The 14,093-nt window shown below is 71.7% G+C and carries 11 protein-coding genes; 3 read left to right on the top strand and 8 right to left on the bottom strand.

Annotation, left to right across the window (positions count from 1 at the left end; genetic code table 11):
* Positions 1-6: 6 nt before the first annotated feature.
* The 8 genes from ACSYGO_RS36705 to ACSYGO_RS36670 all read right to left on the bottom strand — a co-directional run bounded on the left by ACSYGO_RS36705 (position 7) and on the right by ACSYGO_RS36670 (position 9,017).
* The gene (locus ACSYGO_RS36705) at positions 7-1,029 is read right to left on the bottom strand and encodes an ABC transporter permease (protein ID WP_028801782.1); all 1,023 of its coding nucleotides are present in this window, start codon (positions 1,027-1,029) and stop codon (positions 7-9) included.
* Entirely contained in the window at positions 1,026-2,537 is a 1,512-nt protein-coding gene (locus ACSYGO_RS36700; RefSeq protein ID WP_432174130.1) for a sugar ABC transporter ATP-binding protein, read from the bottom strand. The genes ACSYGO_RS36705 and ACSYGO_RS36700 overlap by 4 nt, the downstream gene beginning before the upstream one ends.
* Positions 2,538-2,683: 146 nt before the next feature.
* Positions 2,684-3,865: an ROK family transcriptional regulator gene (locus ACSYGO_RS36695; protein ID WP_426681622.1), complete on the bottom strand. Its 1,182-nt coding sequence runs from the start codon at positions 3,863-3,865 to the stop codon at positions 2,684-2,686.
* A 917-nt stretch (positions 3,866-4,782) separates the two neighbouring features.
* A complete protein-coding gene (locus tag ACSYGO_RS36690) occupies positions 4,783-5,457 on the bottom strand; it encodes a GntR family transcriptional regulator (protein ID WP_426681643.1) in 675 nt (224 codons plus the stop codon).
* Between the two features lie 183 nt (positions 5,458-5,640).
* Complete coding sequence (locus tag ACSYGO_RS36685; protein WP_432174131.1) at positions 5,641-6,579, bottom strand: beta-ketoacyl-ACP synthase III; 939 nt, start codon at positions 6,577-6,579, stop codon at positions 5,641-5,643.
* Positions 6,580-6,762: 183 nt separating this feature from the next.
* Positions 6,763-6,900, bottom strand: a complete 138-nt coding sequence (locus tag ACSYGO_RS36680) for an MFS transporter small subunit (protein WP_199791429.1) — start codon at positions 6,898-6,900, stop codon at positions 6,763-6,765.
* Entirely contained in the window at positions 6,866-8,200 is a 1,335-nt protein-coding gene (locus ACSYGO_RS36675; protein ID WP_426681624.1) for an OFA family MFS transporter, read from the bottom strand. The genes ACSYGO_RS36680 and ACSYGO_RS36675 overlap by 35 nt, the downstream gene beginning before the upstream one ends.
* Before the next feature lie 400 nt (positions 8,201-8,600).
* On the bottom strand, positions 8,601-9,017 hold the full coding sequence (locus tag ACSYGO_RS36670) for a hypothetical protein (protein ID WP_426681625.1): 417 nt from the start codon (positions 9,015-9,017) through the stop codon (positions 8,601-8,603).
* 321 nt (positions 9,018-9,338) lie between these two features.
* Here ACSYGO_RS36670 and ACSYGO_RS36665 point away from each other — a divergent pair, with 321 nt between their 5' ends.
* Genes ACSYGO_RS36665 through ACSYGO_RS36655 form a run of 3 tightly spaced genes read left to right on the top strand, consistent with a single transcriptional unit; the run spans position 9,339 to position 14,054 of the window.
* A complete protein-coding gene (locus tag ACSYGO_RS36665) occupies positions 9,339-10,310 on the top strand; it encodes a 2-dehydropantoate 2-reductase (RefSeq protein ID WP_345648971.1) in 972 nt (323 codons plus the stop codon).
* Positions 10,307-12,226 carry a molybdopterin oxidoreductase family protein gene (locus ACSYGO_RS36660; RefSeq protein WP_460389214.1) on the top strand — a complete coding sequence of 640 codons (1,920 nt, stop codon included), beginning with the start codon at positions 10,307-10,309 and terminating at the stop codon, positions 12,224-12,226. The genes ACSYGO_RS36665 and ACSYGO_RS36660 overlap by 4 nt, the downstream gene beginning before the upstream one ends.
* Positions 12,227-12,230: 4 nt before the next feature.
* Positions 12,231-14,054, top strand: a complete 1,824-nt coding sequence (locus tag ACSYGO_RS36655; RefSeq protein WP_460389807.1) for an NADH-ubiquinone oxidoreductase-F iron-sulfur binding region domain-containing protein — start codon at positions 12,231-12,233, stop codon at positions 14,052-14,054.
* The last annotated feature ends 39 nt before the right edge of the window (positions 14,055-14,093 follow it).

Genomic DNA, 14,093 nt, shown 5'->3' with positions numbered 1-14,093 from the left:
CTCGTGTCAGGTCGTGCTGGCTGTGCGCCGCTGGACCAGGACCGCGGCGACGATGATCGCGCCCTTGGCGATCTGCTGGACGTCGCTCTGGAGGTTGTTCAGCGCGAAGATGTTGGTGATCGTCGTGAAGATCAGCACGCCGAGCACGGAGCCGGTGATGGTGCCGCGGCCTCCGCTGAGCAGCGTGCCGCCGATGATCGCGGCCGCGATGGCGTCGAGTTCGTAGAGGTTGCCGTTGGTGTTCTGGCCGGATCCGGACAGGATGATCAGCAGGAACGCGGCGATGCCGCAGCACAGTCCGGACAGCAGGTAGAGGTACAGGCGCTGGCGTCGTACGTCGATGCCGGCGAGCCGTGCCGCCTCCGCGTTGCCGCCGACGGCGACCGTGCGGCGCCCGAAGGTGGTGCGGTTGAGGATCAGCCAGCCGATGACGGTGACCACGGCGAAGACCAGTACCAGCGGCGGTATGCCGAGCACGTACGAGTCGCGCTCGCCGAGTTTCAGGATCCCGTCGATGGTGACGATCTGCGTCTTGCCGTCCGTGATCTGGAGGGCCAGACCGCGTGCCGAGGCGAGCATGGCGAGCGTCGCGATGAAGGGGACCATCGCGCCGTAGGCGATGAGCAGTCCGTTGACCAGACCGCAGCCGACGCCGACGAGCACCGCGGTGAACAGGACGCCGGCGAAGCCGTACTCCTGGGTGGCGACGGTCGTCGCCCAGACCGAGGAGAGCGCGACGATCGCGCCGACCGACAGGTCGATGCCGCCGGAGGTGATCACGAAGGTCATGCCGACGGTGACGACACCGATCACGGACGCCTGGGTGAGGACGAGTTGGAGATTGCGGGTGTCGAGGAACTCGTCGGGCTTCGTGATGCCGCCGATGACGATCAGGGCGGCGAGCACGCCGAGGAGCGAGAGGGTGCGGACGTCGGCGCGGGCCGCGAGGGTCCGCCATGATGCGATGCCGTCGGGCGGCGATGTCTTGAGGGTTTCACCGGGCCGGGGCGGTGACGCGGGCTGCGTCATGATGTCCCTTCCATGACGAGGTCGAGTACGCGGTGTTCGTCGAGCTCCTGGGCGGGGGCCGTGTGCACGACGCGTCCCTCTCGGAGCACCAGCACACGGTCGGCGAGTCCCAGGACCTCGGGTACTTCGCTGGAGACCAGCAGGACGGCGAGGCCTTCGTCGGCGAGCCGGCGGATGACCGCGTACAGCTCGGCGCGGGCTCCGACGTCGACTCCCCGGGTGGGTTCGTCCAGCAGCAGCACCCGGCAGCCGCGCAGCAGCCAGCGCGCCAGGACCGCCTTCTGCTGGTTGCCGCCCGAGAGGGTCCGCACCGGCACCGAGGGGTTGTCGGGGCGCAGCGACAGTTCGCGGGTCGCCGCCCGGGCCGCGCCGCGCTCGGCACGCCGGTCGATCCAGCCGCCGTGCGCGAAGCGGGACATGGAGGAGACCGAGACGTTGCGGGTGACGGACTCCAGCATCAGCAGGGCCTGTGCCTTGCGCTCCTCGGGGGCGAGACCGAGTCCGGCCCGGACGGCCGCGCGTACGCTGCCGGGGCGCAGGGGCCGTCCGTCGACGCTGATCCGCCCGGCCGTCGGCCTGCGGGCTCCGTAGATCGTCTCCAGGATCTCGGAGCGTCCGGAGCCGACGAGTCCGGCCAGGCCGACGATCTCGCCGGGGCGCAGGTCGAGGTCCAGTGACTCGAACTCCCCCTCGCGGGCCAGCCCTTGGACCGTGAGGACGGGGTCGCCGGGGGGCCGTGTGGAGGGGCGGTCGGGGAAGACGTACTCGACGTTGCGGCCCGTCATCAGGGCCACGACCTCACTGGTCGGGGTCGACTTGGCGGGCAGTCCGCCGGCCACGGCACGTCCGTCCTTCAGGACGGTCACGCGGTCGCCGATGCGGCGGATCTCCTCCAGGCGGTGCGAGATGTAGACGACGGCGACGCCTTCCGCGGTCAGGTCGCCGACGATGCGGAAGAGGTTGTCGACCTCGTCGGGGTCGAGCGCGGCGGACGGTTCATCCATGACGATGAGCCGCACGTCATGGGACAGCGCCCGCGCCATGGAGACGATCTGCTGCTGTGCCGCCGACAACTCGCCGACCAGCCGTGCCGGATCGATCTCCGGGTGGCCGAGTCGCTTGAGCAGCGCGGCGGTCGACGACCGCGCCGCCTTTCCCCGTACGACGAAGCCCGCGCTGGTGGGTTCGTGTCCGAGGTGGACGTTCTCGGCCACCGACAGGCCTTCCACCAGGTCGAGTTCCTGGTAGATGGTGGCGATGCCGAGGCGCATGGCCGCGATCGGGGACTTGAGGGTGACGGGTGCGCCGCGCCAGCCGATGGTGCCGTCGTCGGGCTGGTGGGCGCCCGCCAGCACCTTGATGAGGGTGGACTTCCCGGCACCGTTCTGGCCGAGCAGGCAGTGCACTTCGCCGGCCTGGACGTCGAGGTCGACTCCGTCGAGGGCCCGGACTCCGGGGAACGACTTGGTGATGCCGGACATGGTGAGCAGCGGTGGTTCTGGTGCCATGACGGTTCCCCTTGGCGGGCGTGCGGACCGGTTTCAGGGCGTGACGTGTGCGAGCAAGCGCTTTCAGGCAGGGCAGGGCGAAGCAAGGCTCTGTACTGGTGACACGTGCCGATGGTGCGGCTGGTGACGCGTGCTGGTGTGGTGGGCTACGCGGGTGAGAACAGGTGGTCGCTGATGAGCCGGGCCGCGCCGATGACTCCGGCGGTGGGCCCCAACTCGCCGAGGACGATGGGGAGGTTGCCGGTCGCGAGGGGAAGCGACTGGCGGTAGACCTGGGTGCGGATCGCGGCGAGCAGGGTGTGGCCGAGACCCGTCACCCCGCCGCCGATCACCACCAGGCCCGGGTTGAAGAAGCTGACCAGGCCGGCGATGACCTGGCCGGTGCGGTTGCCGCCCTCGCGGATCAGGTCGAGCGCGGTGGCGTCGCCCGCGGCGGCCGCGGCGGCGACGTCGACGGCGCTCAGTGCGCCGTTCGTCTCCAGTCGTGCGGCGAGCTCCGCCGAGAGGCCCTGTTGGGCCGCCTCGACGGCGTCGCGGGCGAGCGCGGCGCCGCTGAAGTGTGCCTCCAGACAACCGCGGTTGCCGCAGGCGCACGGACGGCCGTCGGGTACGGCCTGGATGTGGCCGATGTCGCCGGCGCTGCCCGTCGCACCGCGGTGGACCTCGCCGCCGACGACGATGCCGCAGCCGATGCCGGTACCGATCTTGACGCAGAGGAAGTCGCCCACGGAGCGTGCGACGCCCGCGTGCTGCTCCCCCATGGCCATCAGGTTCACGTCGTTGTCGACCATGACCGGGCAGCCGAGTTCCTGGCTGAGTGCCTCGCGGACCGGAAAGCCGTCCCAGCCGGGCATGATCGGCGGGGCGACCGGGACACCCTCGGGGAAGCGGACCGGTCCGGGGACGCCGATGCCGGCGCCGTCGAACCCTTCCGCGAGCCCCGAGGCGCGCAACTTGGCCGCCATGGACAGGACTTGCTCGAAGACCGCGACCGGGCCCTCGCGGACGTCCATGGGCTGGTTGATGTGCCCCAGGACCTCCAGCTCGGCGTTGGTGACGGCCACGTCGATCGAGGTGGCGCCGATGTCGACGCCGAGGAAGCGCAGTGCCGGTGCGAGCCGGATGTTGTGGGACCGGCGGCCACCGCGGGATGCGGCGAGTCCGTCGGCCACCACGAGCCCGGTCTCCAGGAGCCGTTCCACCTCGACGGCCAGCTTCGACCGGGAGAGGTCGATCTGATCCCCGAGCTGGGCGCGGGAGTTGGGCCCTCCGTCACGCAGCAGGCGCAACAGGCGAGCCTGGTGCGCGTTGGCAGGTCGTGCCGTCATACGTCTCACGAGCCCCTCCCCGCCTCAATCGGCCTGCGTCCGTCGCGATCCGGCCAACTTCGCCGGTCTCGCTTTCGAGGGGAACGTAGCAGTGGCTGCCGGGAGTGGGAAGAAGTCACGCACGAATTGCTCTCAACTTTTTCCACTGACAGGACAAAGCGGAGGCTGCCGACAGCACATGGGCGCGCCCCCTGGCCGGCACCAGGCGGTGTCTGAGAGGGGGAGTTCAGGGGAACTCCGCCTGGTGGCCGGGGTGTTGGAGGCGGCCTCATGGACGTGACGACCCGGACGGAGCGACGCGGCGCGGAACACCTTGGGGGCGGCGCGCTGGACCGCCCCGCAGGAGCCTGGGGCGCACTCGCGGTCTTCAACGGGGCTGAGGTGTGAGGCTGTTGACGCGGCCGGGCGGATCGGAGCCGGATGCCGCGGGGGCGGGAGCCCGGGGGCGCGCCGATGGGCGCCGGGCAAGGGGCGCGGCGACGAACGCCGGCCACGGGAGCGAGCCGCCTTCCGGGCGGCGGCCCGCCACCGCCCGAACCCCGCGGACCACGGCCGGCCGCCACGCAGGCCATCACCTCGGGGGCGTCGTAGAGACGTTGGGGCCGGACGGGCCTGAGGCGGATGTCACGTAACCCGCCATCTCAGTGGTGGCGCAAAGCCGTTGAGGCCGGACCGACCGAAGTCGGCCACCGCGCGAGCCTCACCTCGACGGCGCCGTACGGCCGCCGGCGCCGCACAGCCGTCGGAGCCGGACGGACCGCGGCCGGACGCCACGCGCACCCTCGACTCGGCGGCGACGTACGGCTGTCGGAGCCGCCTGGGCCGAAGGCGCGGCCGGGCGGTGCGGACGTCCCGAGGGCGCGCCCGTCGTCCCGCCCGGCTCCGGGCGGGCTCCGGGCGGCTCCGGGCGGGCCGAGCTACTTCTCCCGCTCGTGGTACGTCTTGCGCGTGTGCTCCGTGTGCGTGCGCATGACCTGAGTGGCGCGCGGCTCGTCACGGTCGGCGATCGCCGCGATGAGGTCACGGTGCTCGATCCAGGACTGCCGGCCGCGCTGCCGGGCGACCGGCGTGTAGTACCAGCGGACGCGCCGGTCGACCTGCGCGGCCAGCTCGGCGAGAACGGTGTTGCCGGCGAGCTCCATCACCTTCGCGTGGAAACGGGCGTTCATCGCGACCGCGCCGTCCACGTCGTCCGCGGAGACTGCGCGCTCGCCCTCCGCGCACAGCTCCTCCAGGGCGGCGATACCGGCGCTCCCCGCGTTGGCGGCGGCGAGGCGCGCCGCCTCGGCCTCCAGCAGCGTACGCACGGTGAGGAGTTGGTCGGCCTCCTCCTCCGTCGGCTCGTGCACGAACGCGCCCTGGGCGGGACGCAGGTCGACCCACCCCTCGGTGTTCAGCCGCTGCAATGCCTCACGCACCGGCTGGCGGGAGACCCCGAGGTGCCCGGCGAGTTCGCTCTCGACCAGGTGCTGGCCCGGCTGGAGGGCACGGGTGGTGATGAGTTCGAGCAGCGCCTCGTAGACGCGGTCGCGCAACGGGCCGGGCCGTTCCAGCTTGGGCACCGACCCTTGCGGCAGTCCGGTCGACAACATCACGGTCCCCCTCCTGAGGCAGCGGCGGGTGCGGCAGCCGACAACCGGTGCCACCGGTCGGCCGGAGCCGGGAGCCGACGCCACCGGAAAGCCAGTATGAATTGTCTTTCGTCTACAGTCTACGGCGCACAATGGCCAGGGAGAACGGGAGTTGGACTCGTCACACCGGGATGTCCGCGCACGTCAGGGGCAGCGCACGACCTGCCCGGCGTACGACAGGTTTCCGCCGAACCCGAAGAGCAGAACCGGATCCCCGCTGCGGATCTCGCCGCGTTCGACGAGCTTGGAGAAGGCGAGCGGGATGCTCGCGGCGGAGGTGTTGCCGGATTCGGTGACATCGCGCGCGACGACCGCGTTCACGGCGCCGATCTTCTCGGCGAGGGGCTCGATGATGCGCAGGTTCGCCTGGTGCAGGACGACTCCGGCGAGGTCCTGCGGGGCGAGACCGGCCCGCTCGCACGCCCTCCGGGCGATCGGCGGCAGCTGGGTGGTGGCCCAGCGGTAGACGCTCTGCCCCTCCTGGGCGAACCGGGCGGGCGTGCCCTCGATGCGTACCGCGTGCCCCATCTCGGGCACCGATCCCCACAGTACGGGCCCGATGCCGCTCTCGTCGGCGGCCTCGACGACCGCGGCGCCGGCACCGTCCCCGACCAGCACGCACGTCGTGCGGTCGGTCCAGTCCGTCACGTCGGTCATCTTGTCGGCGCCGATGACCAGGGCCCGGGTCGCGGCACCGGCGCGCACGGCGTGGTCGGCGGTGGCGAGGGCGTGCGTGAAGCCGGCGCAGACGACGTTCACGTCCATGGCGGCCGGGGACGGCACGCCGAGGCGGGCGGCGACGCGGGCCGCCATGTTCGGGGAGCGGTCGACGGCCGTGGACGTGGCGACGAGGACCAGGTCGATGTCGCCGGGGGTCAGGCCGGCCGCCGCGAGCGCCTTGGCCGCGGCGTGCGCGGCCAGCTCGTCGACCGGTTCGTCGGGGCCCGCGACATGGCGCGTGCGGATGCCCACCCGGCTCCTGATCCACTCGTCGCTGGTGTCGACCATGCCCGCCAGGTCCTCATTGGTGAGCACCTTGGCGGGCTGGTAGTGGCCGACGGCGGCGATCCGTGAGCCGTTCATGGGTGGTCCCCCTCGTTGCCTTGGGTAGCGGGATCCACCAGTCTGATCAGTGACTCACGGGTACGAGGGCAGGTGATGCCACAGGAATGCGGCGCCAGGCTTGTCGGCTTCTGTCAGCACTCCCGCACGGCGTCGGTGCCGACAGCCCCACACAGGGTCACCGGCCGGCACGGGCTCCGGCGGTCATCCCGTGAACAGCTGGGTCGCCTTCTGGGTCAGTTCGTACAGCCCGTAGCCGAACGGGATCCCCACCCACAGCCAGGCGAGGGCGATCAGCGCGCGGCGGCTAGGCGGACTGCTGGGGCTGGACGGAGTCGTCATCGGCGGCCTCCCTCGGTGCGGGGATGTGATGGCGGGCGTGCACGGGGCGGACCAGTTCGTTGGCGACGAAGCCGACGGCCAGCAGCCCGATCATGATCAGGAACGACGTGCCGTAGAGCGAGGAGCCGTGCTTGCCGGCCTCCTCCTGTCGGTCCGCGATCCAGTTGACGATCAGCGGGCCGAGGACGCCCGCCGTGGACCACGCGGTGAGCAGTCGGCCGTGGATCGCCCCGACCTGGTAGGTGCCGAAGAGATCCTTCAGATAGGCGGGGACGGTCGCGAAGCCGCCGCCGTAGAAGGAGAGGATCACCAGTGCGCAGAGGATGAACAACGGCTTCGACGAGTCGCCGAACCAGGCGATGAGCGCGTACATCAGCGCTCCCACGCCGAGGTAGACGCGGTAGATGTTCTTGCGCCCGATGAGGTCGGACGTCGAGGACCAGCCGATGCGGCCCGCCATGTTCGCCGCCGAGAGCAGCGCGACGAATCCCGCGGCCGCGGACGCGGACACCGGGGTGGACGTGTCCGCGAAGAAGTCCGTGATCATCGGGGCGGCCTTCTCCAGGATGCCGATGCCGGCGGTCACGTTCATGCACAGCACGAGCCACAGACACCAGAACTGAGGGGTGCGCACCGCGTTGCGGGCCGAGACCTGCACGCCGTCGAGCGCGCTCGGACCGGACGCGGCGGGCTTCTCACCGCGCGGGACCCGCACCAGCAGCACGCCGAGCGACATGAAGACGGCGTACACCAGTCCGTGCACGAGGAAGGCGAGCGCGATCCCGGAGGAGTCGGACCCGAACGACTTGAGCATCTGTGTGGACCACGGCGAGGCGATCAGCGCGCCGCCGCCGAAGCCCATGATGGCGATGCCGGTGGCCATGCCGGGCCTGTCCGGGAACCACTTGATCAGGGTCGAGACGGGCGAGATGTAGCCGATGCCGAGGCCGATCCCGCCGACGAAGCCGTAGCCGAGCACGATCAGCCAGTACTGCTCGGTGGCGGCGCCCAGTGCCGAGATCAGGAACCCGGAGGAGAAGCAGACGAGGGCGACCGTCATGGCCCAGCGCGGCCCGTTGCGCTCGACGAGCGTGCCGCCGAACGCGGCCGACAGGCCGAGCATGACGATGCCGAGCTGGAAGGGGAGCGCGCTCTGGGTGCCGCTGAGGCCGAGCGCGGATTCGAGTGGCGGCTTGAAGACGCTCCAGGCGTACGCCTGGCCGATGGCGAGGTGGACCGACAGTGCGGCCGGCGGGACGAGCCAGCGGCTCCAGCCGGGCGGTGCGACAGGGGGACTCATGATCCGGGACGATAGAAAGCGGTACCGGAGTTGGGAACCCGCGCGGCGTGAATCGGTCGACCGTATGCGGTGAGCGGTATGCCACGCGCGACGAGCGGTCGTCCACGCCGGACGAACGGCTTCCGCCCGGCCGGATCCCGCCCCCTCGCTCCCCGCGATCGCGGGCCGGTCACCGCCCGCGGAAGGTCACCGGCATGCCTCGCGGTGGACGCCGCCTCCCGCTGGACGCCGGTTCCCCGGTCCCGGACGAAGTGCCCCTGACGGGACGGGCGTCCCCGAGCGCGAACGGCCCGCCCTCCGGGGGCGGAGCCTGCACACGCCGCAGGGCAGCAGAGATGCCCTGTGACCCGACGGTGCCGCCCGCGCCGTCGCAGGCGGATGCGCGCGGCAAGGCTGCGGCTCAGCCGGGGCGGAACACCTGGGCCGGTCCCTCAGAGGTGTCGATCACTTCCGGTTGCGTCGTCCTCGCCGGCTCGTAGTGCGTCCCGAGGACGGTGATCCCGTCGCGCACGACCGTGAGGGGCAGCGGTCGCGTACGGCCGTCGGCGGGACCGCCGACGAAGGTGACCAGCACGGTGATCGAGGCGGGATCCATGGACGGTTGCGCCTCGGGCGTCTTCACCGGCACACGGGGTACGGGGCTCGTGGCGTCACGCGGTGCCGGGCTCGTGACGTCGTGGGGCTCCGCGGTCGCGGCGTCGCGCGGTACCGGGCTCGCGACGTCGCCGTCGGTGGCGCCGGCCCGCGCGCCCGCGGCGCCGCACCCCGTCACGGCCAGCAGCACCACGACACTTCCGAAGGCCCTCAGTGATCGCACCCGGACAGTGTGCCGTCGCCCGCAGCCCGCACCAAGCGATGTCACGATCTTGAGATGTGGGACGGTTCCGCACCCCGCGCCTTCGCACCAGGGCGAAGGCACCACCGCCCCGGCGAAGGCCCCCTCGAAAGTCGCGACCCGGTCGCCATGGCACCGCGCACCCCCGAACCACGCCCGGCCGCCCCGTCCTTGGCCCCTCGGACAAGTCCTGCCCAGGTGCTGCGCGAAGTCTTGCTGCCCCAACCTCCATACTGTAGACAATATTTCGTCGACAGAGTTCGGCAGTTCCTCGGTACCCTCGACCGAACGGAGCGAGCCACCGTGAAAGTCGCAGTTCTCGGCGCCGGTGCGATCGGCGCCTACGTCGGCGCCGCGCTGCACCGTGCGGGCGCCGACGTGCATCTCATCGCCCGTGGACCGCACCTCGCGGCCATGAGGCAGCACGGAGTCCAAGTCCTCAGCCCGCGCGGCGACTTCACCGCGCGTGCCCACGCCACCGACGACCCGGCCCAGGTGGGTCCGGTCGACTACGTCCTGCTGGGTCTGAAGGCGAACTCGTACGCGGCGTGCGGGCCGCTGATCGAGCCGCTGCTGCACGACACCACGGCGGTCATCGCCGCCCAGAACGGCATCCCCTGGTGGTACTTCCACCGGCACGGCGGCCCGCACGACGGCCACCGCGTCGAGAGCGTGGACCCCGGCGGCGCGGTCAGTGCGGTGCTCGCGCCCGAACGGGCCATCGGCTGCGTGGTGTACGCGGCGACCGAACTGGCCGGCCCGGGCGTCGTACGCCACCTCGAAGGCACCCGGTTCTCCATCGGCGAGCCCGACCGGTCGGTCTCCGATCGGTGCACGGCGTTCAGCGAGGCCATGCAGGCGGGCGGTCTCAAGTGCCCCGTCGAGCAGGACCTGCGCAACGACATCTGGCTCAAGCTGCTGGGCAACATCTCCTTCAACCCGATCAGCGCACTGGCCCGCGCCACGATGCGGCAGATGTGCCTGCACGGCGGCACCCGCAAGGTCATCGAGATCATGATGACCGAGACGCTCGCGGTGGCCGAGGCCCTCGGCTGCAAGGTCGGCGTCTCCATCGAACGGCGCCTCGCCGGCGCCGAGCGGGTGGGCGACCACCGCACGTCCACGCTCCAGGACCTGGAGCGCGGCAAGCCGCTCGAACTCGACGTACTCCTCGCGGCCGTCGTCGAGTTGGCGGAGATCACCGATGTCCCGGTGCCCACGCTCCGCACCGTCCACGCCATTTCGGACCTGCTCGCATTGAGGACCGCCGCATGAGGAAACGACAGCCGAAGACGTACGCCCGGCTCACGCATCCGCTGGTGAGGGACTCACGCGACGAGCCCTTCCGGCGGGCCACCTGGGACGAGGCACTGACCCGCGCGGCCGCAGGACTGGGGGCCGCACGCGGCGCCTTCGGCATGTTCTCCTGCGCCCGCGCGACCAACGAGATGAACTACGTGGCGCAGAAGTTCGCCCGGGTCGTCATGGGCACGAACAACGTGGATTCCTGCAACCGCACCTGTCACGCCCCGAGTGTCGCCGGACTCTCGGCGGCCTTCGGTTCGGGCGGCGGGACGTCGTCGTACGAGGAGGTCGAGCACACCGACCTCATCGTGATGTGGGGCTCCAACGCACGGTTCGCGCACCCGATCTTCTTCCAGCACGTCCTGCGGGGGATCAGGAACGGCGCCCGCATGTACGCGGTCGACCCGCGCCGCACCTCGACGGCCGAGTGGGCGGAGAGCTGGCTCGGGCTGAACGTGGGCACGGACATCCCGATGGCGCACGCGATCGGCCGGGAGATCATCCACGCGGGCCTCGCCAACCGGGCGTTCGTCGAGCGGGCGACGAGCGGCTTCGAGGAGTACCGGCAACTCGTCGAGCCGTGGACGCTGTCGCTCGCCGAGAAGGTGACCGGTGTACCGGCGGCGGCCATCAGGGAGTTGGCGCACGCCTACGCCCGCGCCGAGCGGGCCCAGCTGTGCTGGACGCTCGGCATCACCGAGCACCACAACGGCACGGACAACGTGCGCGCGCTCATCAACCTGTCGCTGCTGACCGGACACGTGGGCCGGTACGGCTCCGGGCTCCAGCCGCTGCGCGGCCAGAACAATGTGCAGGGCGGCGGCGACATGGGCGCCATCCCCAACCGGCTGCCCGGCTTCCAGGACATCCTCGACCCGCCGACGCGGCTGAAGTTCGAGACCGCCTGGGACACCGTCATCCAGCCGCACTACGGGCTGAACCTGACGGAGATGTTCGAGGCGATGGAGGAGCGCACACTCAAGGCCGTCTACTGCATCGGCGAGAACCCCGCGCAGTCGGAGGCCGACAGCGAGCAGGCGGTGCGCCGGCTGCGCGCCCTCGACTTCCTCGTCGTCCAGGACATCTTCCTCACGAAGACGGCCCAGTTGGCGGACGTGGTGCTGCCCGCGACCGCCGGCTGGGCGGAGACCGACGGCACGACCACCAACAGCGAGCGGCGGGTCCAGCGGGTCCGCGCGGCGGTCACCCCGCCCGGTGAGGCCCGCGAGGACATCGACATCATCTGCGACCTCGCCGCCCGCCTGGGACACGACTGGAAGTACGCCGACGCGGAAGCCGTCTGGAACGAGCTGCGGTCGGTGTCGCCGGACCACTACGGGATGACGTACGAGCGGCTGGAGGAGCACCAGGGCATCCAGTGGCCCTGCCCTGACGTCGAGCGGCTCGAACCGACCTATCTGCACGGCCGGTTGTGGGAGTCCGACCCGGCCGACCGCGGACGGCTCGCGCCGTTCGGGCTGGTGCAGCACGACCCGCCGGTGGACCTGACGGACGAGGAGTACCCGATCCGGCTCACCACCGGGCGCCGGCTCGACTCGTACAACACCGGCGTGCAGAGCGGTGGTTTCGCCTCACCGCTGCGCCGCGGCGAGTACGTGGAGCTGTGCCCGGAGGACGCCGAGCGCTACGGGGTCGTGGTGGGCGAGGAGGTCCGGGTCTCCTCGCGCCGCGGGACGGTGCTGGCACCGGTGTGGATCGACACCGCGCTGCGACCCGGTCTCGCCTTCATGACCATGCATTTCCCCGACGAGGTGGACACCAACCAGCTGACGATCGAGGCGAACTGCCCGATCGCCGGCACCGCGGAGTTCAAGGCCTCGGCGATCCGGATCGAGAAGCTGCCGGCCCCGATTCAAGTGAGGTGACGTGGTGGACCTGCACTTCGGCGACAGCAAGCCGACGGACGAGGAACGGGCGGCGGTCGACGCGCTGCTCGGCCCTCCGCAGTCCTCGTGGGAGGGCGCCGACCGCAGCGATGCCGATCTCCGGTGGGCGCGCGGCGGCCGGGAGGCCAGGGAGCGCCGCGACCTGCTGTTGCCGGGGCTGCACGCCCTGAACGACCGGATCGGCTGGATCAGCGAGGGCGCGCTCGACTACCTGTGCCGCCGGCTGACCGTGCCGCCCGCGGAGGCGTACGGGGTCGCGACGTTCTACGCGATGTTCTCGGTGCGTCCGCGGCCCGCGACCGTGCTGCACGTGTGCACGGACCTCGCGTGCGCGGCCGCCGGCGCCGCGGACCTGTGCGCCGGGGTCGAGGCCCGGCTCGGGGCCGGCAGCGGTGTCGCGGTGGAGCGCAGTCCCTGCCTCGGCCTGTGCGAGCGCGCTCCGGCCGCGCTCGCGATCAGGGCCGGGGATCCGGTCCGCACGGCGGTGTCGGCACCGACCACCGTCGAGCGGGCGGTGGCCGCGGGCGGCGCGCCCGGCTCGGCGGACGACGAGCCGCCCGCGGTCATGGCCGTCCCCCAGGCGGGCGACCCTTCACTGGTGCTCTTGAGCCGGGTCGGCGTGGTGGACCCGGCCGACCTCGACGACTACCGGGCGCACGGCGGGTACACCGCGCTGCGCCGGGCGTTCGCGATCGGCCCCGCCGCGGTGATCCGCGAGGTGACGGACGCGGGCCTGGTCGGGCGCGGCGGCGCCGCCTTCCCCACCGGCCGCAAGTGGCAGGCCACGGCGTCCCAGCCCGACCATCCGCACTACCTGGTGTGCAACGCCGACGAGTCCGAGCCCGGCACCTTCAAGGACCGGGTGCTCATGGAGGGCGACCCGTACGCGCTCGTGGAGGCGATGACCGTCGCGGCGTACGCGGTCGGCGCGCACCAGGGCTATCTGTACCTGCGCGGCGAGTACCCGCGCGCGCTGCGCCGGATGGAGCACGCCATCGGGCAGGCACGCGCCCGGGGTCTGCTCGGCGACGACGTCCTCGGGCAGGGCTACGCCTTCGACATCGAGATCCGGCGGGGCGCGGGCGCGTACATCTGCGGTGAGGAGACCGCCCTGTTCAACTCGATCGAGGGCTACCGGGGAGAGCCCCGGTCGAAGCCGCCGTTCCCGGTGGAGAAGGGGCTGTTCGGCAAGCCGACGGTGGAGAACAACGTCGAGACGCTGGTGAACGTGCTGCCCGTCCTCACGATGGGGGCTCCCGCGTACGCGGCGATCGGCACGGCCGGCTCCACCGGCCCGAAGCTGTACTGCGTGTCGGGCAGCGTGGACCGGCCCGGCGTCTACGAACTGCCGTTCGGTGCCACGCTGGGCGAGCTGCTCGAACGGGCGGGGGTGCGCGAGCGGCTGCGGGCGGTCCTGCTGGGCGGTGCGGCGGGCGGCTTCGTACGGCCGGACGAGCTCGGCATCCCGCTCACCTTCGAAGGCACCAGGGAGGCGGGCACCACCCTCGGCTCGGGTGTGGTCATGGCGTTCGACGACACGGTCCCGCTGCCCCGGCTGCTGCTGCGGATCGCCGAGTTCTTCCGTGACGAGTCGTGCGGGCAGTGCGTGCCCTGCCGGGTGGGGACCGTACGCCAGGAGGAGGCGCTGCACCGGATCGCGGAGCGCACCGGAGCGGCCGCCGCCGACGACATCGCTCTGCTGCGCGAGGTGGGCCGCGCCATGCGGGACGCCTCGATCTGCGGTCTGGGACAGACCGCGTGGAACGCCGTGGAGTCCGCCATCGACCGTCTGGGGGCGTACGAATGACAGCAATCGACCGGGCGGAGGCCGCCGCATGATGACCGC

It is taken from the genome of Streptomyces krungchingensis (assembly GCF_054729265.1).
This window is presented reverse-complemented; position numbering and strand designations above follow the sequence as displayed.